The following is a 20,169-nucleotide window of genomic DNA, read 5'->3' as shown; positions in this document are numbered from 1 at the left end:
AGTGATCAAAACAGTGATGTCTGTTGCGGCCAGTCGGGTCCATTGCCGATAGCCGGATCGATCTGCTGCAGCTGCGGCCATAGCGCCTGCACCAGCGGAAACACCTGACCCATATCGGGCGTATGCAGAAACAACATGGCGTCGCCCTGTTGCTGCCATTGCGAGAGCTTGTCACGCCAGATCTGAAACAGCGGCACGGTCTCTTCCACACTGTCGCTGCCGATAAAACGGACCATTGGCTGCGAGCCGGTTCGTAAGGCATGAGGCGGCACTTTAGGCTTCTGAGCACGGGCCACCAGCGCTGCCGGGCTTTGCGAGGTGGAGGCGTGAACCGGGCGGCTGTCCAGCATGACGCGATTGATGCCGCGCTCAAGCAATCCGCGATTCAGCGCCCGCTCTGCGTCACCTTTGGCAAAGAAAGCGGGATGGCGGACTTCGACGCCGTAGTGAAAACGACGCGGCAAACTATCCAGAAAGCGCCACAGATCGGCGATCTGCGCCGGAGAGAAGCTGGCAGGCAGCTGCAGCCAGTACTGACCGATGCGATCGGCCAGCGGCTCCATCAGGCGCAGGAAATCGGTCAGCAGGTCGTCACTGTGCTGTAGCGCCGCCTGATGGCTGATGGTGTTGGGAAACTTAAAGCAGAAGCGAAACGCATCATGCGTCATATCGCGCCAGCGCATCACCGTTTCGGTATCAGGCAGCGCATAAAGCGTGGTGTTTCCCTCTACACAATGGAAGTATCGGGCATAGTCCGCCAGGCTCGTGATACCCCAGCGTTTCCAGTGTGAATGCCCCCACTGGGGCAGGCCAATACGAAGTGTCACGCGCGCTCCTGGCGATGGGTTAAGATGCCCCATTATCTTCTATGTTCGGTCAGGTGGGCAAATGCACACAGGAAATCGGTGCTTTGGCGTGGATCTGCTTATCCTGCCTGGCTTTTTCCATTATAATGACCGCCATTTTTGCGACAGCATCGCAACAGGTAACGCGGCCGGATGCTGTCAGCTGCAGCGGCGAAGTTAAAAGGATAGTGTTATGCGTACAGAATATTGCGGACAGCTCAATCTGTCTCATGTAGGTCAGCAAGTCACGCTTTGCGGCTGGGTAAATCGCCGTCGCGATCTGGGCAGTTTGATTTTTATCGACATGCGCGACCGTGAAGGCATCGTGCAGGTGTTTTTCGATCCCGATCGTCAGGACGCATTTAAGCTGGCTTCTGAACTGCGTAACGAATTCTGCATCCAGATCACCGGCACCGTGCGTGCGCGTGATGAGAAGAATAAAAACAGCGACATGGCGACCGGCGAAGTCGAAGTGTTTGCCCAGGCGCTGACCATCATCAATCGCTCTGAGCCACTGCCGCTGGACTCTAATCAGACCAACAGCGAAGAAGCGCGCCTGAAATACCGCTATCTGGATCTGCGTCGTCCTGAGATGGTGACGCGTCTGAAGACCCGCGCGAAAATCACCAGCTTTGTTCGCCGCTTTATGGATGACGAAGGGTTCCTGGATATCGAAACCCCGATGCTGACCAAAGCGACGCCAGAAGGCGCGCGTGACTATCTGGTGCCTAGCCGGGTTCATAAAGGCAAGTTCTACGCGCTGCCGCAGTCACCGCAGCTGTTCAAACAGCTGCTGATGATGTCAGGTTTTGACCGCTACTATCAGATCGTTAAATGCTTCCGCGATGAAGATTTACGCGCCGATCGTCAGCCCGAATTTACCCAGATCGACGTTGAAACCTCCTTTATGACCGCGCCGCAGGTGCGTGAAATTATGGAGCGTTTAATCCGCAATCTGTGGCAGGACGTGCAGGGCGTTGATCTCGGCGAGTTCCCTCAGATGACCTTTGCGGAAGCGATGCATCGTTACGGTTCTGATAAGCCGGATCTGCGTAACCCGATGGAGCTGGTGGACGTGGGTGACCTGCTGAAAAATGTGGAGTTCCAGGTCTTCTCTGGCCCGGCTAACGACGAAAAAGGCCGTGTTGCGGCACTGCGTGTGCCAACCGGTGCGCAGCTGAGCCGTAAGCAGATTGATGAATATGGCAAGTTCGTAGAAATTTACGGCGCGAAAGGCCTGGCGTGGATGAAAGTCAACGTCCGCGCGGACGGCCTGGAGGGCGTGCAGAGTCCGGTTGCCAAGTTCCTGAATGCAGAGATCGTTGAAGGCATTCTGAGCCGCACCGGCGCACAGGATGGCGACATCATCTTCTTTGGTGCCGATCGCGCCAAAGTGGTTGCGGATGCACTGGGTGCGCTGCGCCTGAAAGTGGGTCGCGAGCTGAACATCACCGATGAAAAAGCCTGGGCACCGCTGTGGGTGATCGACTTCCCGATGTTCGAAGAGGACGAGGAAGGCGGTCTGGCTGCGATGCACCATCCGTTCACTGCACCGAAAGAGATGAGCGCAGAAGCGCTGGCTGAGGATCCAACCCGTGCCGTGGCGAATGCCTACGACATGGTGATCAACGGTTATGAAGTGGGCGGCGGTTCAGTGCGTATCCACAACGGCAAAATGCAGCAGACGGTGTTCAGCATTCTGGGTATTGAAGAGCACGAGCAGCGCGAGAAGTTTGGCTTCCTGCTGGATGCGCTTAAATTCGGTACACCACCGCATGCGGGCCTGGCGTTTGGTCTGGATCGCCTGACCATGCTGCTGACCGGCACCGACAACATTCGTGACGTTATTGCGTTCCCGAAAACCACGGCGGCAGCCTGCATGATGACCGAAGCGCCAAGCGAAGCGAACCCGGCTTCTCTGCTGGAACTGGGCATTCAGGTCATTAAAAAAGAAAAGCCTGAGATTAAATAATGGGCTATAAACACCCGGTTTCAGTGCTGGTGGTTATTTCGGCGCGCGATACTGGCCGGGTGTTGATGCTGCAGCGGCGTGACGATCCCTCATTCTGGCAGTCGGTTACCGGCAGCCTGGAAACGGGGGAGTCACCGCTGGCGACCGCGTGTCGTGAAGTGAATGAGGAGGTCGGCATTGACGTGCTGACTGAGCAGCTGGAGGTGGAGGATTGTCATCGTCAAATCGACTTTGAAATCTTTCCCCATTTCCGCCATCGCTATGCGCCTGATGTCACCCATAATCACGAGCACTGGTTTCGCCTGCAACTGCCGGAAGAGCGCGATGTGACGCTCACGGAGCATCTGGCGTTTCGCTGGCTGGCACCTGCTGACGCTGCAGCATTAACCCGATCATGGAGTAACCGCCAGGCAATTGAAGAATTTATCTGAATGCTCGCCATCGCCCGGTATTCCGGCGGCGGATAGATTAAATTTTATGAATCTGGTGAGTTTTAACAGGACTTCACCAATATATTGAACAGCCAGGCATCATCTACGCTGCGACGTTGTTTACCACCCGCGTGAAGTCATCAGCATACTGTTGTACGTGATGATCATGCGCGATGCTCGCCCAAAGCGGGTACACGGGTTTTTAAAAACGGTGTAAGCACCGACGGTAAACAGGCTCGCAGCCAGGATAGCCTGCACCCTGTAAAAGATCGGAGAAACGTTAAAATGGCAGGACACAGTAAGTGGGCAAACACCAAACACCGTAAGGCGGCGCAGGATGCTAAGCGCGGCAAAATCTTCACCAAAATCATTCGTGAACTGGTGACAGCGGCCAAGCTGGGCGGTGGTGATCCGGGCTCAAACCCGCGTCTGCGTGCCGCGATGGATAAAGCGCTGGCGAACAACATGACCCGCGACACCATGGATCGCGCTATCGCGCGCGGTGTGGGCGGCGATGACAACGCCAACATGGAAACCATCATTTATGAAGGTTATGGTCCAGGCGGTTCAGCCATCATGATTGAATGCCTCAGTGACAATCGTAACCGTACCGTGGGTGAAGTGCGTCACGCCTTTACCAAAACCGGTGGCAACCTGGGTACTGACGGATCCGTGGCTTACCTGTTCAACAAGAAAGGCGTGATCTCTTTTGCGCCAGGTCAGGATGAAGATGCGGTAATGGAAGCGGCCCTGGAAGCGGGCGGCGAAGACGTTGTCACCTATGACGACGGCGCGATTGATGTTTTCACCGCATGGGAAGAGATGGGCACGGTGCGTGATGCACTGGAAGCACTTGGTCTGAAAGCGGATACCGCAGAAGTGGCGATGATCCCGACGACCAAAGCCGAAATGGATGCGGAAACCGCACCAAAACTGCTGCGTCTGATCGACATGCTGGAAGATTGCGACGATGTGCAGGAGGTTTATCACAACGGTGAGATCTCCGACGAGGTGGCGGAAACGCTGTAATGGCGTCTGCCGCCCTGTTAACCGGAGAGGCGTAATGTCGATTATCCTGGGAATTGATCCCGGCTCACGCATCACCGGTTATGGTGTTATTCGTCAGACTGGCCGCCAGCTCACCTATCTGGGCAGCGGCTGTATCCGCACCAATACCACCGAGTTGCCCGCCCGTCTGAAGCTGATTTATGCGGGCGTCTGCGAAATCATCACGCAGTTTTCACCCGATTTCTTCGCCATTGAACAGGTGTTTATGGCGAAGAATGCCGACTCGGCGCTGAAGCTCGGCCAGGCGCGCGGTGCCGCCATTGTTGCCGCGGTTAACCACGATCTGCCGGTGTTTGAGTATGCCGCCCGTCAGGTGAAACAGACCGTGGTTGGCATCGGCAGCGCCGAGAAAAGTCAGGTGCAGCACATGGTGCGAACCCTGCTGAAGCTGCCCGCAAACCCGCAGGCGGATGCCGCCGATGCACTGGCGATAGCCATCACTCATTGTCACGTGGCCCAAAACGCGGCGCGCATGAGTGACAGCAAGCTGGTGCTGACGCGCGGACGATTGCGCTCAGGTTAGCGCTTATCGCTCAGGTCTCACTCTCAGGCTGGATATTCATCCAGCCTTTTTTATGTTATAAAATCCGCCACATTCTTTAGTTAAGGAAGCATTCAGGTGATAGGTCGTTTACGGGGCAATATTCTGGAAAAGCAGCCGCCACTGGTGCTGCTTGAGGCACACGGCGTCGGCTATGAAATTTACATGCCCATGACCTGTTTTTATGAGTTGCCTGAACTTCAGCACGAAGCGGTGATTTTTACCCATTTTGTGGTGCGTGAAGATGCGCAGTTGCTGTTTGGTTTTAACAGCAAGCAGGAGCGCGCGCTGTTTCGCGAACTGATTAAAGTGAATGGCGTCGGGCCCAAGCTGGCGCTGGCGATCCTCTCCGGCATGTCGGCGCAGCAGTTTGTGACTGCCGTCGAGAAAGAAGAGATCGCATCACTCGTTAAACTGCCCGGTGTGGGCAAGAAGACGGCTGAGCGACTGGTGGTCGAGATGAAGGACCGCTTCAAAGGGATGCACGGCGACCTGTTTGGCGGCGATTCTGCGTTTACGCTCACCACGCCGAGCGCCGAGCCGGAAACCAATGATGCGGAATCCGAAGCGGTTGCAGCGCTGGTTTCACTGGGTTATAAACCGCAGGAAGCGAGCCGTATGATCAGTAAAGTCGGTCGACCGGATGCGGATTGCGAAACCCTGATCCGCGAAGCGCTACGCGCCGCCATTTGAGGTAAGTCATGATAGAAGCCGACCGCCTGATCTCCGCTGCCAGTATCAGCGAAGAAGAGGTTATTGACCGCGCGATTCGCCCGAAGATGCTGACCGAATATGTCGGTCAGCCGCAGGTGCGTGAGCAGATGGAAATATTCATCAAGGCAGCGCAACTGCGCGGCGATGCGCTCGATCATCTGTTGATCTTCGGTCCACCAGGGCTGGGTAAAACCACTCTGGCCAACATCGTGGCCAATGAGATGGGCGTCAATCTGCGCACCACATCCGGTCCGGTGCTGGAGAAAGCGGGCGATCTGGCGGCGATGCTGACCAACCTTGAGCCCCATGACGTCCTGTTTATCGATGAAATCCATCGCCTCTCACCGGTAGTGGAAGAGATACTCTACCCGGCGATGGAAGATTATCAGCTGGATATCATGATTGGTGAAGGCCCGGCTGCGCGTTCAATCAAACTCGATCTGCCGCCGTTTACGCTGATTGGTGCCACCACGCGTGCTGGCTCGCTGACCTCGCCGCTGCGCGACCGTTTTGGCATTGTGCAGCGTCTGGAGTTCTATCAGGTTAAAGATCTGCAGCACATCGTGGGTCGCAGTGCCGCCTGTCTGGGCCTGGCGCTGAGTGATGAAGGGGCATTAGAGATCGCCCGTCGCGCACGCGGCACACCGCGTATCGCCAACCGCCTGCTGCGTCGCGTTCGTGACTTCGCAGAAGTGCGGGCAAACGGTGATCTCAGCGGTGAAGTCTCCTGCAGCGCGCTGGATATGCTTAACGTTGACAGCGAAGGGTTCGATTATATGGACCGTAAACTGCTGCTGGCGATCATCGACAAATTTATGGGTGGGCCGGTGGGGCTGGACAACCTGGCTGCTGCCATTGGTGAAGAGCGGGAAACCATTGAAGATGTGATTGAACCCTTCCTGATTCAGCAGGGCTTCATTCAGCGCACACCACGTGGCCGGATGGCCACGCAGCATGCTTATCGTCACTTCGGTATGACGCGCGAAGAGTAACTACATGGCCGGTTTGCGTACCATGCTGAAGATAAACAGGATGGCAGCGCAGAGCACAACCGACGGCCCGGCAGGCGTGTCGTAGAACGCGGAGAAGGTCAGACCGCCGGTGACGGCAATCACACCGATGACCACCGCGACGCCCGCCATGCCTTCCGGTGAGCGCACGAAACGGCGTGCGGTCGCCGCCGGGATAATCAGCAGTGAGGTGATGATCAGCGCACCGACAAACTTCATCGCTACCCCAATTGTCAGCGCCGTGACCAGCATCAGAACCAACCGGGTACGCTGGATATTGACGCCATCGACCTGCGCCAGCTCCGGGCTGATGGTCATCGACAGCAACGACCGCCACTGCCACGCCATCACCAGCAGTACGATCACCACGCCGCCACCCATCATCCAGAGATCGTCGGGTGTGACCGCCAGCAGGTCGCCAAACAGATACGCCATCAGATCGACGCGCACGTTCTTCATCAGGCTGACCACCACCAGACCCAGCGACAGCGCACTGTGCGCCATAATGCCCAGCAGGGTATCAATAGCCAGATGCGGACGACGCTCCAGCCAGACCAGGCCTAGCGCCAGGCAGACCGTGACCAGAATCACCGCATAGTAAGGATTCACATTTAACAGCAGGCCAAATGCCACCCCGAGCAGAGAGGCGTGCGCCAGGGTATCGCCGAAATAGGACATCTTGCGCCAGACCACAAACGAACCCAGCGGACCGGCAGCCAGCGCTAACATTACACCGCCTATCCAGCCCGGTAATAGCAACTCAATCATGATGAACCCTGTCCTTTGCGTAAAACGATACGTCCCTGAAGGTCGTGACGGTGATTATGATGATGACGGTAAATCGCCAGCTCTTCTGCGCCACGCGGGCCAAACATCGCGATGAATTCCGGATGTTGCGAGACCGCTTCCGGGGTACCGGAACAGCAGATGTGGTGGTTAAGGCACAGCACTTCGTCAGTTTTTGCCATGACCAGATGCAGATCGTGGGAGACCATCATCACGGCGCAGTTCAGTTCCACGCGTAACTGATTAATAAGGTCATACAGCGCAACCTGACCGTTCACATCCACACCCTGCGTTGGCTCATCAAGCACCAGCAGCTGAGGCTGATTCAGCAGCGCGCGGGCCAGCAGCACACGCTGAGTTTCACCACCCGACAGTTTTTGCAGCGGCGAATGAAGCAGGTGGCCCGCCTGCACCCGTTTCAGGGCCGGCAGAATCTCCGCGTTTTTACTGCCACGCGTCAGGCGCATAAAACGCTCTACTGTTACCGGCAGAGTAGGATCGATGTGCAGCTTCTGAGGGACATAACCAATACGCAGGCCGGGATCACGCTGAACGGAACCGGACGTCGGGGCAAGCAGGCCAAGCACCACACGCACCAGTGTTGATTTACCGGCACCGTTGGGACCCAGCAGAGTGAGGATGCGACCAGGCTGCAGGGTCAGGCTGACGCCAGACAGCACATTGCGCTGGTTAAACTTTATCGAAACGTTATCGAGTGTGACAAGTGAGGTCATAGTATTTACAGGTTGCACAGAATTTCGAATGTTATAATATCACATTCCACCTCATGGTCACGATGGAATGACGCAATATGTTACACAATAAAAAGGGCGCAATTTTCGCCTTAGGGGCTTTAACTGTTTCAGCTTTATTAACCCTTCCTGCCCAGGCAAATGTCGTGGCTTCACTCAAACCGGTAGGTTTTATCGCTGCGGCCATCGCCGATGGCGTCACGCCGGTAGAAGTGCTGCTGCCGGACGGGGCATCTGAACACGATTACTCCCTGCGACCTTCTGATGCAAAACGCTTAAAAAACGCGGACTTAGTTGTCTGGGTCGGGCCTGAAATGGAAGCCTTTATGGCGAAATCTGCAGCCGAACTTCCAGCCCAAAAAAACCTCGCCATGGTGAACATCGACGGGGTAAAACCGTTATTGATTAGCGGTGGTGAAGATGAAGAGGAACATGCAGCGGAAAAATCCGAAGATCAGGACGCAGATGCTCATCACCATCATCACGGCGAGTTTAATATGCACCTGTGGTTGTCGCCAGAGATTGCGCGCAAAACCGCGGTTGCAATCCATGGAAAATTATTGGAACTTATGCCGCAAGATAAAGCCAAACTTGACGCCAACCTCCAGCAGTTTGAGGTAGCTTTGGCGGACACGGACAAACGCGTTAGCGCACAACTTGCTCCGGTTAAAAATAAAGGATATTTCGTTTTTCACGACGCTTACACGTACTTTGAAAAGCACTACGGTCTTTCGCCCACCGGGCACTTTACCGTCAATCCTGAAATTCAACCGGGCGCTCAGCGTTTACACCAGATACGAACACAGTTGGTTGAGCAAAAGGCGGTCTGCGTCTTTGCTGAGCCACAATTCAGGCCAGCAGTCATCGATGCTGTCTCCCGTGGAACGCAGGTGCGTAAAGGCACACTCGATCCTCTGGGCACAGACATCAGCTTAGCCAAAGACAGCTATGTGAAATTCCTCTCACAACTGTCGAGCCAGTATGAAAGCTGCCTGAATGGAGCATGAGGAATAGGTAAAAGTGCAGCAGATAGCCCGCTCTGTCGCCCTCGCATTTAATAATTTGCCGCGCCCCCACCGCGTAATGCTGGGATCGTTAACTGTCGTCACTCTGGCCGTCGCTGTCTGGCGGCCTTACGTTTATCATCCCACGGATGATGTGACGCCCATCGTTAAAAACATTGAGCTGGATAAGAACACCCTCCGCACGCTGTTGCCGGAAGCCAGTGAGCCGATCGATCAAAGCACACCGGAACCGGACGAAGAGCTGCCAGCGGACGATGTGGACACCGACGCGCCGGAAACGGCTGGGGTTCACGACTACACCGTCTCATCCGGCGATACCCTGAGCAGCGCACTGAATCAGTATGGCATCGACATCAGCGACATTAACGCGCTGGTGGTAAGCGACCGGGATCTGCGTAATCTGCAGGTGGGTCAGCAACTGAGCTGGACGCTGGATGATGATGGCGGCCTGAAAACCCTGAGCTGGGAAATTTCCCGCCGCGAAACCCGCACCTATGAGCGCACCCCATCGGGTGGCTTTAAGATGGAAGCGGAGATGCAGAAGGGTGAATGGCGCAACAGCGTAATGCAGGGTGAAGTGCGCGGCAGTTTTGCCGCCAGCGCCATGCGGGCGGGATTGAGCAGTGCCGAAGCCAGCGCCGTCATTAAAGCGATGCAGTGGCAGATGGACTTCCGCAAACTGCGTGCGGGAGACCAGTTCAGCGTTCTGATGTCACGCGAAATGCTGGAGGGTAAGAGTGCACAGAGCCAGTTGCTGGGTGTGCGCCTGCGTAGCGGCGGGAAAGACTATTACGCCTTCCGCGCTGAAGATGGCAAGTTCTACGATCGCAACGGCTCCGGTCTGGCGCGCGGCTTTATGCGTTTCCCGACGGTTAAGCAGTATCGTGTCTCATCGAACTTTAATCCGCGTCGTCTTAATCCGGTGACCGGTCGCATTGCGCCGCATAAAGGCGTCGACTTTGCGCTGCCAATCGGTACGCCCGTGCTGGCAGTCGGGGATGGTGAGGTTGTCGTGGCGAAGAACGGCGGCGCTGCGGGTAACTATGTGGCTATCCGTCATGGCCGTCAGTATATGACCCGCTATATGCACATGAAGAAAGTGCTGGTGAAACCCGGTGAGAAAGTGAAGCGTGGCGACCGTATCGGGCTGTCAGGTAATACCGGACGCTCTACCGGCCCGCATCTGCATTTCGAAATCTGGATCAACAATCAGGCGGTTAACCCATTAACGGCGAAACTGCCGCGCATGGAAGGTCTGACCGGCAAAGATCGCAGTGATTATATGGCGCAGGTGAAAGCCTGGTTGCCTCAACTGGGTCTGAAGTAAGCGAATTTCGTCAAATCGCACAAAAACCGACGGCATCTCCGTCGGTTTTTTGCTATCTGGCGCAGGATGATTGCAAATTTTCAGGTCGTCACTATCATAAGCCGGTCATTGCTTGAGGCGAGTGCATGGAAACCCGTAAAAAAAATAACACTGAATTTATTCCCGTTTTTGAACGTTCTTTTCTCAAACCTAAGTACTGGGGCAGCTGGCTGGCAATTGGTGCGCTGGCGGGTCTGGCTTATTTACCGCCGAAAGTGCGCGATCCGCTGCTGGGCCGTTTAGGCCGTTTTGCCGGTAAGCTGGCAAAGGGTGCACGTCGCCGTGCACTGATTAACCTCTATTATTGTCTGCCGGAACTGAGTGAAGCGCAGCGGGCAACGCTGGTCGATGAGATGTTTGCGACCGCACCGCAGGCAATGGCAATGATGACCGAGCTGGTGCTGCGCGATCCGGCGAGTATCCGTGAGCGTGTTGAGTGGCACGGCCGTGACATTATCGATCAGATGATGGCTGACCAGCAGAATGTGATTTTCCTGGTGCCACACGGCTGGGCGGTGGATATCCCCGCGATGTTGCTGGCGTCAGAAGGGCAGAAGATGGCGGCGATGTTCCATAATCAGAGCGACCCGCTGATGGATTATGCCTGGAATACGGCACGTCGCCGTTATGGAGGCCGGTTGCATGCCCGCAATGACGGGATTAAGCCGTTTATCAGTTCGATTCGGCAGGGGTACTGGGGCTACTATCTGCCCGATCAGGATCATGGCCCGGAGCACAGCGAGTTCGTCGATTTCTTTGCCACGTACAAAGCAACATTGCCTGCAGTCGGTCGACTGATGAAGGTGTGTCGTGCCCGCGTGGTGCCACTGTTCCCGGTTTATAACAGCGACACGCACAAGCTTGAGATTTATGTGCGTCCACCGATGGATGACCTGCTGGAAGCAGACGATCGTCAGCTGGCGCGCCGGATGAATGAAGAGGTGGAAGTGTTTGTCCGTCCGCATCCCGAGCAGTACACCTGGATCCTCAAGCTGCTGAAAACCCGCAAAGAGGGTGACATCGAACCTTATTCGCGCAAAGAGCTTTATCCGCGCAAATAGAAAAAGGCCGCTCTCGCGGCCTTTTTTGATCATGAAGTTTGCGCTACGGAGCATGCTTTGCACTAGGCCTATGCTCCATTGCTTTGGCCAGGGTCGACGTCTGAGAAAAAGGACTGCGCAGCTTGTTATAACGCCTCGAGCCGGCTGCGGCGTTTACGCTCACGCATAAACAGAATAACCAGCCCAAACCACAGCACGCCGCTGATAAAGTTAATCAGACAGAACCACAGCGTGCCGCCACTGAAATAGCCACTTTTCGCCAGTTCAATTCCCACCGCCAGCGTCAGAATACTGATCATACCCAGCATCGCGGCTACGCTACCTTTACCTTCATTACTGGCGTAAAGCGTCAGGCGATACAGCCCGGCATTTACCATTCCGGCACCAAAAGCGTAGAGACTCAGGCCGGCGGTAATCAGCAGATAACTATGACTGTTGAGCAGGCTTGCGACCAGCGCAAGACTCAGGCCAATCAGAATGGGCCAGGCGGCGAACTTCACAGGCTGTTCAATCGGCACCCGTCCCGCCAGCTTACTCAGCGTCAGGTTACCGGCGATCATCGCCAGAAACACCGGCAGCTGCAGCAGGGCGTACTGCATGCGTGACAGACCTTCATCATGCATCAGGATCACCGGCGAAAGGGCAACCCAGGTGAGGATTGGAATAAACACCAGCCCGATCGCAAAAGAGCCAGACACCACCAGACGGTCTTTCATTAACCGGCCATAGTTGCGCGCCAGATTGGGCAGGGCGATAGAATGACTGCGGTCGCCTGCAGTTTCGGGCATCACACGCCACAGCACCACAAAAGCGACCAGGCTGCAGGCGGCAAACAGCCAGAACATGCTGCGCCAGCTGCCAACAGTGAGCCAGGCGGCACCAGCCAGTGGGCCTGCCAGCGGAGCCAGTAACGCTACGTTAGCCATCAGCGCCATCATCCGCACCGCCAGCGCCTCATCAAAGGCTTCCTGGATCGCGGCATAGCCAACTGCGCCGATAAAGCAGAGGCTGATGCCCTGAATGAAGCGCAGGCTGACAAATTCCTCAATCGAGCTGACCCAGTGCGTCAGCATGCAGGCGACAGCAAAAAACAGGATGCCAGACAGCATCACCGGTCGCCGGCCAAACTTATCAGAGAGCGGACCCAGCAGCCATTGCAGCACTACACCACCAATCAGGTAGGCGGTTAGCGAAGTAGAGACCCACTCAGGGCCAACAGAGAACTCACTGGTGACGATCAGCATACCAGGCTGGATCATGTCGTGAGCAATATAGGTAGCAAACTCGAATAGCACTAACGCCAGAGGAAAAAGTAAAATTCGGCCGGTAAGCTGGCTGATAGGCTGGAAACGGGGCATCTTGCCTCCTTGTCAGAAAAGAAAACGCGACTGCCTGGCAGTCGCGTCATTGATTCTACACCGACAATGTCAACCCAGACTCAATTAATCCACGCGAAGCACACGGGTGGTGTTGGTGGTGCCGGTGGCGCCCATCACATCACCCTGCGTCACGATGACCAGATCGCCGGAGACCAGGAAGCCTTTATCACGCAGCAGGTTAACCGCGTCGTGTGCAGCAGCGACGCCGTCGTTGTTGCTGTCGAAGAACACCGGCGTGACACCGCGATAGAGTGCGGTAAGGTTCAGGGTGCGTTCATGGCGCGACATCGCAAAAATCGGCAGGCCTGAAGTGATACGCGAGGTCATCAGCGGCGTACGGCCAGACTCGGTCATGGTGATGATGGCGGTCACGCCCTGCAGATGGTTCGCAGCATACATAGAAGACATAGCGATCGCTTCTTCGACGTTGTCGAACTGCACATCCAGACGGTGTTTGGAGACGTTAACGCTTGGAATCTTCTCTGCACCCAGGCAGACCTTCGCCATCGCTGAAACGGTTTCAGCCGGATACTGACCTGCGGCGGTTTCCGCAGACAGCATCACGGCATCGGTACCATCCAGCACGGCGTTTGCCACGTCCATAACTTCTGCACGGGTCGGCATCGGGTTAGTGATCATCGACTCCATCATCTGGGTCGCGGTAATGATAGTGCGGTTAAGCTGGCGGGCACGGCGAATTAACGCTTTCTGAATGCCGACCAGTTCCGGATCGCCAATCTCAACGCCCAGGTCGCCACGCGCAACCATCACCACGTCAGAGGCCAGAATGATGTCATCCATCGCTTCCTGGCTGGCAACCGCTTCGGCACGTTCCACTTTAGCCACCAGTTTGGCGTCACAACCGGCTTCACGCGCCAGGCGACGTGCCAGGTTCATATCTTCACCACAGCGGGGGAAGGAGACAGCCAGGTAATCAACACGGATTTTAGCGGCGGTGATGATATCCGCTTTATCTTTTTCGGTCAGCGCTTCAGCCGACAGGCCGCCGCCCAGCTTGTTAATGCCTTTGTTGTTCGACAGTGGGCCACCGACAGTAACTTCGGTGAACACTTTCATCTCCTGAACTTCCAGCACTTTCAGCTGCACGCGACCATCATCCAGCAGCAGAATATCGCCTGGCACCACATCTGCAGGCAGGCCTTTGTAGTCGATTCCGACACGCTCTTTATCGCCTTCGCCTTTACCCAGATTGGCATCCAGCAGGAAACGGTCGCCGATATTCAGGAAAACTTTGCCTTCTTTGAAGGTTGAAACGCGAATTTTTGGGCCCTGAAGGTCACCGAGGATAGCCACATGGCGACCCAGTTTTGCCGCGATTTCGCGCACTTTATCAGCACGCAGCTGGTGGTCTTCTGGCGTGCCGTGAGAGAAGTTGAGTCGTACAACGTTCGCGCCGGCAGCGATGATTTTTTCCAGGTTATTATCACGATCGGTAGCCGGGCCGAGGGTTGTAACGATTTTGGTTCTTCTGAGACGTCTTGACATCGAGGACTCCGTAAACATTTAAGCGTGTCATGGACAGTGGACACAGCAAGGTTATCTATTCTATATGATCGATGGGTTGTGATACGACTCACATTGTAAATGTGATGTTAATTTTTTTGCTGATCATCCTTTTCCCGAAGGGTGTTCTTTTCGTAACGCGACGCTTTCAACGCCTCTTTCACGCGTTTCAGGTTTTCCCGGAAGGGCGCACCCCGTTCCAGAGTAAAACCAGTCGCCAGCACATCAATCACGGTCAACTGCGCCAGGCGCGACACCATCGGCAAATAGACATCAGTATCTTCCGGTACATCAAGCACTAAAGCTATCGCTGCTTCATGAGCAAGGGGTGAATCGGGAGAGGTGATGGCAATAACGGTGGAACCGTTTACACGGGCCAGGCGAGCCAGTTCTACCATATTTTTTGTGCGTCCAGTATGCGAAATAAGAACAAATACGTCACCGGCTCGACTATTTATGCAACTCATGCGCTGGATCACAATATCGTCCGACCAGATGACCGGCAGATTAAAACGCAGAAATTTGGTGAAAGCGTCATGCGCCACTACAGCGGACGCACCGAGCCCGAAAAAGGCGAGTTTATCGGCCTGCGCGAGCAGGGTTACCGCCTGTTGCAGATGCGCGCTGTTCAGCTGATCGCGCACCCGCTGCAGTCCTGCAAGCGCTGAGTCGAAGATTTTGTGGCTGTAGTTCTCTGCTGTGTCGTCGTCTTCAACGCCCCGGCTGACCCAGTTGCTGCCCTTCACCAGGCTCTGCGCCAAATGCAGTTTAAAGTCGGGAAAGCCCCGTGCACCCAGTCGGTGGCAAAAGCGGTTCACGGTGGGTTCACTGACGCCGGCAATGCCGGCGAGTGTTGCGATGCTGGAGTGCATCGCCGCCTGCGGTTCAGCCAGAATCTGCCGGGCGACTTTCATTTCCGCTTTGCTCAGCGCTGCATACTGCGCCTCAATTTTTTCCAGCATATTCATAAGCTGATGACCATAATCACTTTTATCATTTCAATTATCACTGTCGCAGGAGCCGATTAACAGAGACTATATCGCGCCAGCACCTGGCAAGCGCAACGGCTGACAAGTTGATTGCTCTTTTTTTTGGGATACTTTGACCGGTGCCAGATTTTCCTGACACCAACAGAAACAGAAAAAAACGGCAATCCGCACGTGTCATCACACGTGTTTAGCACATCCGGTACAGAGTTAATGCGGTTGACCCGGCGAGTCGGTTTACCTGGCGCAGGGAAAAAAGTACATTGTGCTGAAAGAAAATAATAACCTGGACCCGGTGGCAGAAGATGCATCACCACCGGATTATCCTGCAACGAGGAGAGGAAAATGGCGGTAACACAAATAGCCCAGGCATGCGATCTGGTGATTTTCGGTGCCAAAGGCGATCTTGCACGCCGTAAACTGTTGCCTTCACTGTACCAGTTAGAGAAAGCGGGTCAGATCCATGAAGAAACCCGCATTATTGGTGTCGGCCGTGCTGAGTGGGATAAAGCGGAATACACCAAAGTGGTACGTGAAGCGCTGGAAACCTTCATGAAGGAGAAGATTGACGAAGCGCTGTGGGATAAACTCAGCAACCGTCTCGACTTCTGCAACCTCGATGTTAATGACACCACGCACTTCCCGAAACTGGGCAAGATGCTGGATCAGAAAAACCGCACCACCATCAACTATTTTGCGATGCCACCCAGCACCTTTGGCGCGATCTGTCAGGGCCTGGGCACGGCGAAGCTGAATGCCAAACCGGCGCGCGTGGTAATGGAGAAGCCGCTGGGCACCTCACTGGAAACCTCTCAGGAGATCAACGACAGCGTTGGCGAATACTTTGAAGAGAGCCAGGTGTTCCGTATTGACCACTATCTCGGCAAAGAGACCGTGCTTAACCTGCTGGCGTTGCGCTTTGCTAACTCCATCTTCGTCAACAACTGGGATAACCGCACCATCGACCATGTGCAGATCACCGTGGCCGAAGAAGTGGGCATTGAAGGCCGCTGGGGTTACTTCGATAAAGCGGGCCAGATGCGCGACATGATCCAGAACCATTTGTTGCAGATTCTGACCATGATTGCGATGTCGCCGCCGTCCGATCTCAGCGCCGACAGCATCCGTGACGAAAAAGTGAAAGTGCTGCGCTCGCTGCGCCGCATCGATCAGACCAACGTACGTGAGAAAACCGTGCGCGGTCAGTACACCGCTGGCTTTGTGCAGGGCAAAAAAGTGCCGGGCTACCTGGAAGAAGAGGGCGCCAATAAAACGAGCGCAACAGAGACGTTCGTGGCGATTCGTGTCGATATCGATAACTGGCGCTGGGCAGGCGTGCCGTTCTACCTGCGTACCGGTAAGCGCTTACCGACCAAGTGCTCTGAAGTTGTGGTTTACTTCAAAAACCCTGAGATGAACCTGTTTAAGGATTCCTACTCAGAACTGCCACAGAACAAGCTGACGATTCGTCTGCAGCCGGACGAAGGTGTGGATATCGAGATCCTGAATAAAGTGCCAGGCCTCGATCACAAGCACAAACTGCAGACCACCAAGCTCGATCTGAGTTACTCCGAGACATTTAACCAGTCGCACCTCGCTGATGCTTATGAGCGTCTTCTGCTGGAGAGCATGCGCGGTATCCAGGCGCTGTTTGTGCGCCGTGATGAAGTGGAAGCCGCATGGACCTATGTCGATTCTATTATCGAAGCATGGGCTGCGGATGGCGATTCCTCCAAACCGTATCAGGCGGGCACCTGGGGTCCGGTGGCTTCGGTCGCGATGATCACCCGCGATGGCCGGTCGTGGAACGAATTTGAATAACTAAAGTGATGATAAAGCCCGCAACGCGGGCTTTTTTTTCGCCGTTAAACCGGGCCAGAGCATGCAGATAAAATTGAACTGCTGTTTCAAAATGGTCGCAGGGTGATAGACGCTCAGGAAGCGGATCATGTATGGTAGTGACGCAATTTACAGGGCAGGAGCCGATGCTCCATGACCGGGTCATAATCCCGGTGTTATCAAGCAAGGGGAACTGATGAAAAACTGGAAAACGAGTGCTGAACAGATTCTGACCACCGGACCTGTGGTGCCGGTCATCGTGGTGAACAAACTCGAACACGCGGTGCCGATGGCGAAAGCACTGGTGGCGGGCGGTGTCAGAGTGCTGGAAGTGACGCTGCGCACACCGGTGGCGATGGATGCCTTACGGGCGATGATCAAAGAAGTGCCGGATGCGATCGTTGGTGCGGGAACCGTAATTAACCCGCAGCAGTTACAGGAAGTGACCGATGCCGGTGCGCAGTTTGTTATCAGCCCCGGCGTCACCGAATCGCTGTTGAAAGCGGCGGTTGACGGGCCGGTTCCGTTGATTCCGGGTATCAGCACCGTTTCTGAGTTAATGACGGGTATGGACTACGGTCTGCGCGAGTTTAAGTTCTTCCCGGCAGAAGCGAATGGTGGCGTTAAAGCGCTGCAGGCGATTGGCGGACCTTTCCCGCAGGTGCGTTTCTGTCCGACCGGCGGTATCTCCCCGGCCAACTATCGTGACTATCTGGCGCTGAAAAGCGTGCTCTGCATCGGGGGTTCATGGCTTGTGCCTAACGATGCGCTGGAAGCGGGCGACTGGGATCGCATTACCCGCCTGGCACGCGAAGCTGTGGAAGGCGCGAAGTAAGTAATGGCGGTGAGCATTTGCTCACCGCATAACGTCAACCCTGAACCGTGACCGCGGCTGCGCTGGCAACCGCACGCGCAATCGCCTGTTCGGTGCTATCACCGCTGGCGAGCGCCACACCAAGACGACGCTGACCGCTGATCTCCGGCTTGCCGAACAGTCGCAGTTGCAGCCCTGCCCCCAGTGCTGCTTCGACATTCACAAACTGTACGTTCTGGCTGGTCAGTTGCGGCAGGATAACGGCGGAAGCAGAGGGACCATACTGACGAATCCCGCCAACAGGCAGACCCAGAAACGCCCGCACGTGCAGCGCAAACTCAGACAGATCCTGCGAGATCAGCGTCACCATGCCGGTGTCGTGTGGGCGCGGTGATACTTCACTGAACACCACCTCATCTCCGCAGACAAACAGCTCAACGCCAAACAGACCATAGCCGCCAAGCGCCTTAACGACCTCTGCGGCAACATCCTGTGCCCGCTGCAGCGCCAGCTCACTCATCTGCTGCGGCTGCCATGATTCACGGTAATCGCCATCTTCCTGACGATGACCAATCGGTGCACAGAAGTGAATGCCATCGACGGCACTGATAGTGAGCAGGGTGATCTCAAAATCGAAGTTGACGACGCCTTCAACAATGACGCGACCGGCTCCGGCGCGACCGCCCTGTTGTGCGTAGTCCCAGGCTTTATCAAGCTGGCTGGCGTCGCGGATAAAGCTCTGGCCTTTACCCGATGAACTCATCACCGGCTTCACAATGCAGGGAAAGCCAATCTCTGCAGCGGCTTCGTCGAAGCGCGCCTTGCTGTCGGCAAAGCGATAACAGGAAGTTGGCAGTGACAACTCTTCAGCCGCCAGGCGACGAATGCCTTCGCGATTCATCGTGAGGCGTGCGGCACGGGCAGTCGGAACCACGCGCTGGCCTTGCTGCTCCAGTTCAACCAGGGTATCCGTGGCGATGGCTTCAATTTCCGGTACCACAAAATCCGGCTGCTCTTCCGCTATCAGCGCAGCCAGGGCCGCGCCATCCAGCATGTTAATCACATGGCTGCGATGGGCGACATGCATCGCCGGGGCATCGGCGTAACGATCAACCGCGATCACTTCCACCCCCAGACGCTGACACTCCAGCGCCACCTCTTTACCCAGTTCACCTGAACCCAATAGCATTACACGCGTCGCCGCCGGACGCAGCGCTGTTCCGAGAGTTGTCATACATTCCCCTAAGCAGTCAAAATTCGCGCGCAAGTATAAACGAAAACGTTTGCGTTCTCATCTTTCATCCATGTGACACCGCTTTTTGCCGTACTTTTCCCGCTCTGACGTTTCCTGACATCCTTTTGGTCAGGATAACGGCTGACATCCTGAAAGGAGTGAATGATGAATAACTGGTTGCAACAGATTCAGTCGGTGCTGACAAAGAAGAGCGGTGAGAGCAAACCGGGCGGCGGCTTAAGTGACATGCTGGCACCCGGCGCGCTGGGCGGTCTGGCTGCGATGCTGATCTCCAGTAAGTCGTCGCGCAAACTGCTGACCAAATATGGCGGCAAAGCCCTGATTGTGGGAGGGGGTGCGGCAGCAGGCGCGGTACTGTGGAACAAATACAAGCAGCGGGTTAGCGAAGCGCACCAGAATGAGCCTGACTTTGGTGTGGCACAGACGCCCGTTGACCTGCGCGCTGAGCGCCTGGTCACTGCGCTGGTGTTTGCTGCTAAAAGTGACGGGCATATCGACGATCAGGAGCGAGCCGCGATTGAGCAGAACATTCATCAATCCGGTTATGGTCAGGATGCAGAGCTGCTGATTCAGAAAGCGATGAATCGCCCACTGGATCCGCAGTGGCTGGCGGCTGATGTGAAAAATGAAGAGGAGGCGCTGGAGCTTTATTTCCTGAGTTGTGCCGCTATCGACGTCGACCACTTTATGGAGCGCAGCTATCTCTCCGCCCTGGGCGACGCGCTGAAGATTCCTCAGGATGTTCGTGATGGCATTCAGCAGGACCTCGAGGCCGAAAAAGCCCGTCTGCCTGCCAGTTAA

Annotated in this window: 19 protein-coding genes; 12 read left to right on the top strand and 7 right to left on the bottom strand. The window is 55.6% G+C overall.

Annotation, left to right across the window (positions count from 1 at the left end; all coding sequences use genetic code 11):
* Nucleotides 1-5: 5 nt before the first annotated feature.
* Nucleotides 6-827: a DUF72 domain-containing protein gene (locus Q7C21_RS14970; protein WP_003849190.1), complete on the bottom strand. Its 822-nt coding sequence runs from the start codon at nucleotides 825-827 to the stop codon at nucleotides 6-8.
* Between the two features lie 211 nt (nucleotides 828-1,038).
* Between Q7C21_RS14970 and aspS the strand changes: the two genes are divergently transcribed.
* The 6 genes from aspS (at nucleotide 1,039) to ruvB (ending at nucleotide 6,563) form a co-directional block, all read left to right on the top strand.
* Complete coding sequence (aspS, locus tag Q7C21_RS14965) at nucleotides 1,039-2,817, top strand: aspartate--tRNA ligase (protein ID WP_105099098.1); 1,779 nt, start codon at nucleotides 1,039-1,041, stop codon at nucleotides 2,815-2,817.
* The gene (nudB, locus tag Q7C21_RS14960) at nucleotides 2,817-3,248 is read left to right on the top strand and encodes a dihydroneopterin triphosphate diphosphatase (RefSeq protein ID WP_003849197.1); all 432 of its coding nucleotides are present in this window, start codon (nucleotides 2,817-2,819) and stop codon (nucleotides 3,246-3,248) included. Before aspS ends, nudB begins: the two co-directional genes overlap by 1 nt.
* A gap of 285 nt (nucleotides 3,249-3,533) precedes the next feature.
* The gene (locus Q7C21_RS14955) at nucleotides 3,534-4,277 is read left to right on the top strand and encodes a YebC/PmpR family DNA-binding transcriptional regulator (protein WP_003849201.1); all 744 of its coding nucleotides are present in this window, start codon (nucleotides 3,534-3,536) and stop codon (nucleotides 4,275-4,277) included.
* Between the two features lie 34 nt (nucleotides 4,278-4,311).
* The gene (gene ruvC, locus Q7C21_RS14950) at nucleotides 4,312-4,839 is read left to right on the top strand and encodes a crossover junction endodeoxyribonuclease RuvC (RefSeq protein WP_003849205.1); all 528 of its coding nucleotides are present in this window, start codon (nucleotides 4,312-4,314) and stop codon (nucleotides 4,837-4,839) included.
* Between the two features lie 96 nt (nucleotides 4,840-4,935).
* On the top strand, nucleotides 4,936-5,550 hold the full coding sequence (gene ruvA / locus Q7C21_RS14945) for a Holliday junction branch migration protein RuvA (RefSeq protein ID WP_003849207.1): 615 nt from the start codon (nucleotides 4,936-4,938) through the stop codon (nucleotides 5,548-5,550).
* An 8-nt stretch (nucleotides 5,551-5,558) separates the two neighbouring features.
* Nucleotides 5,559-6,563: a Holliday junction branch migration DNA helicase RuvB gene (ruvB, locus tag Q7C21_RS14940; protein ID WP_003849208.1), complete on the top strand. Its 1,005-nt coding sequence runs from the start codon at nucleotides 5,559-5,561 to the stop codon at nucleotides 6,561-6,563.
* Here the strand turns inward: ruvB and znuB are convergent, their stop codons facing one another.
* Nucleotides 6,564-7,349: a zinc ABC transporter permease subunit ZnuB gene (gene znuB, locus Q7C21_RS14935; protein WP_003849211.1), complete on the bottom strand. Its 786-nt coding sequence runs from the start codon at nucleotides 7,347-7,349 to the stop codon at nucleotides 6,564-6,566.
* Nucleotides 7,346-8,101: a zinc ABC transporter ATP-binding protein ZnuC gene (znuC, locus tag Q7C21_RS14930; RefSeq protein ID WP_110411337.1), complete on the bottom strand. Its 756-nt coding sequence runs from the start codon at nucleotides 8,099-8,101 to the stop codon at nucleotides 7,346-7,348. Before znuC ends, znuB begins: the two co-directional genes overlap by 4 nt.
* 77 nt (nucleotides 8,102-8,178) lie before the next feature.
* Between znuC and znuA the strand changes: the two genes are divergently transcribed.
* The 3 genes from znuA (at nucleotide 8,179) to lpxM (ending at nucleotide 11,571) form a co-directional block, all read left to right on the top strand.
* Nucleotides 8,179-9,126, top strand: coding sequence for a zinc ABC transporter substrate-binding protein ZnuA (znuA, locus tag Q7C21_RS14925; protein ID WP_003849214.1), 948 nt, complete (start codon nucleotides 8,179-8,181; stop codon nucleotides 9,124-9,126).
* Between the two features lie 13 nt (nucleotides 9,127-9,139).
* Nucleotides 9,140-10,471 carry a murein DD-endopeptidase MepM gene (gene mepM / locus Q7C21_RS14920; protein ID WP_003849215.1) on the top strand — a complete coding sequence of 444 codons (1,332 nt, stop codon included), beginning with the start codon at nucleotides 9,140-9,142 and terminating at the stop codon, nucleotides 10,469-10,471.
* A 125-nt stretch (nucleotides 10,472-10,596) separates the two neighbouring features.
* Nucleotides 10,597-11,571: a lauroyl-Kdo(2)-lipid IV(A) myristoyltransferase gene (gene lpxM, locus Q7C21_RS14915; protein WP_008925360.1), complete on the top strand. Its 975-nt coding sequence runs from the start codon at nucleotides 10,597-10,599 to the stop codon at nucleotides 11,569-11,571.
* A 125-nt stretch (nucleotides 11,572-11,696) separates the two neighbouring features.
* Here the strand turns inward: lpxM and Q7C21_RS14910 are convergent, their stop codons facing one another.
* From Q7C21_RS14910 to Q7C21_RS14900, 3 genes are all read right to left on the bottom strand, one after another.
* Nucleotides 11,697-12,929 (bottom strand): MFS transporter, encoded by a 1,233-nt coding sequence (locus Q7C21_RS14910; protein ID WP_275769484.1) that lies wholly within the window; start codon nucleotides 12,927-12,929, stop codon nucleotides 11,697-11,699.
* Nucleotides 12,930-13,013: 84 nt separating this feature from the next.
* Complete coding sequence (gene pyk / locus Q7C21_RS14905; protein WP_003849220.1) at nucleotides 13,014-14,456, bottom strand: pyruvate kinase; 1,443 nt, start codon at nucleotides 14,454-14,456, stop codon at nucleotides 13,014-13,016.
* Nucleotides 14,457-14,563: 107 nt separating this feature from the next.
* Nucleotides 14,564-15,442, bottom strand: a complete 879-nt coding sequence (locus Q7C21_RS14900; protein ID WP_003849221.1) for a MurR/RpiR family transcriptional regulator — start codon at nucleotides 15,440-15,442, stop codon at nucleotides 14,564-14,566.
* Between the two features lie 363 nt (nucleotides 15,443-15,805).
* Between Q7C21_RS14900 and zwf the strand changes: the two genes are divergently transcribed.
* Together zwf and Q7C21_RS14890 are read left to right on the top strand one after the other, a co-directional pair.
* The gene (gene zwf, locus Q7C21_RS14895) at nucleotides 15,806-17,281 is read left to right on the top strand and encodes a glucose-6-phosphate dehydrogenase (protein WP_003849222.1); all 1,476 of its coding nucleotides are present in this window, start codon (nucleotides 15,806-15,808) and stop codon (nucleotides 17,279-17,281) included.
* 214 nt (nucleotides 17,282-17,495) lie between these two features.
* Entirely contained in the window at nucleotides 17,496-18,134 is a 639-nt protein-coding gene (locus Q7C21_RS14890; protein WP_008925358.1) for a bifunctional 4-hydroxy-2-oxoglutarate aldolase/2-dehydro-3-deoxy-phosphogluconate aldolase, read from the top strand.
* Between the two features lie 34 nt (nucleotides 18,135-18,168).
* Here Q7C21_RS14890 and purT read toward each other — a convergent pair whose 3' ends face one another.
* Complete coding sequence (gene purT / locus Q7C21_RS14885; protein WP_033761624.1) at nucleotides 18,169-19,347, bottom strand: formate-dependent phosphoribosylglycinamide formyltransferase; 1,179 nt, start codon at nucleotides 19,345-19,347, stop codon at nucleotides 18,169-18,171.
* 165 nt (nucleotides 19,348-19,512) lie between these two features.
* Between purT and Q7C21_RS14880 the strand changes: the two genes are divergently transcribed.
* Entirely contained in the window at nucleotides 19,513-20,169 is a 657-nt protein-coding gene (locus Q7C21_RS14880; RefSeq protein ID WP_140915483.1) for a tellurite resistance TerB family protein, read from the top strand.

It is taken from the genome of Pantoea sp. ANP04 (assembly GCF_041982285.1).
In the GTDB taxonomy this organism is placed as follows: Bacteria; Pseudomonadota; Gammaproteobacteria; order Enterobacterales; family Enterobacteriaceae; genus Pantoea; species Pantoea eucalypti.
Note: the sequence above shows the minus strand (reverse complement) of the source record. Positions and strands in the feature narration are given on the sequence as shown.

What these genes read in the sequence shown, in the direction of transcription:
- aspS (WP_105099098.1), top strand. Translation starts at nt 1,039, where the DNA reads ATGCGTACAGAATATTGCGGACAGCTCAATCTGTCTCATGTAGGTCAG.
- znuC (WP_110411337.1), bottom strand. Translation starts at nt 8,101, where the DNA reads ATGACCTCACTTGTCACACTCGATAACGTTTCGATAAAGTTTAACCAG.
- ruvB (WP_003849208.1), top strand. Translation starts at nt 5,559, where the DNA reads ATGATAGAAGCCGACCGCCTGATCTCCGCTGCCAGTATCAGCGAAGAA.
- ruvC (WP_003849205.1), top strand. Translation starts at nt 4,312, where the DNA reads ATGTCGATTATCCTGGGAATTGATCCCGGCTCACGCATCACCGGTTAT.
- zwf (WP_003849222.1), top strand. Translation starts at nt 15,806, where the DNA reads ATGGCGGTAACACAAATAGCCCAGGCATGCGATCTGGTGATTTTCGGT.
- znuA (WP_003849214.1), top strand. Translation starts at nt 8,179, where the DNA reads ATGTTACACAATAAAAAGGGCGCAATTTTCGCCTTAGGGGCTTTAACT.
- nudB (WP_003849197.1), top strand. Translation starts at nt 2,817, where the DNA reads ATGGGCTATAAACACCCGGTTTCAGTGCTGGTGGTTATTTCGGCGCGC.
- Q7C21_RS14900 (WP_003849221.1), bottom strand. Translation starts at nt 15,442, where the DNA reads ATGAATATGCTGGAAAAAATTGAGGCGCAGTATGCAGCGCTGAGCAAA.
- Q7C21_RS14880 (WP_140915483.1), top strand. Translation starts at nt 19,513, where the DNA reads ATGAATAACTGGTTGCAACAGATTCAGTCGGTGCTGACAAAGAAGAGC.
- Q7C21_RS14910 (WP_275769484.1), bottom strand. Translation starts at nt 12,929, where the DNA reads ATGCCCCGTTTCCAGCCTATCAGCCAGCTTACCGGCCGAATTTTACTT.
- lpxM (WP_008925360.1), top strand. Translation starts at nt 10,597, where the DNA reads ATGGAAACCCGTAAAAAAAATAACACTGAATTTATTCCCGTTTTTGAA.
- purT (WP_033761624.1), bottom strand. Translation starts at nt 19,347, where the DNA reads ATGACAACTCTCGGAACAGCGCTGCGTCCGGCGGCGACGCGTGTAATG.
- Q7C21_RS14890 (WP_008925358.1), top strand. Translation starts at nt 17,496, where the DNA reads ATGAAAAACTGGAAAACGAGTGCTGAACAGATTCTGACCACCGGACCT.
- pyk (WP_003849220.1), bottom strand. Translation starts at nt 14,456, where the DNA reads ATGTCAAGACGTCTCAGAAGAACCAAAATCGTTACAACCCTCGGCCCG.
- Q7C21_RS14955 (WP_003849201.1), top strand. Translation starts at nt 3,534, where the DNA reads ATGGCAGGACACAGTAAGTGGGCAAACACCAAACACCGTAAGGCGGCG.
- znuB (WP_003849211.1), bottom strand. Translation starts at nt 7,349, where the DNA reads ATGATTGAGTTGCTATTACCGGGCTGGATAGGCGGTGTAATGTTAGCG.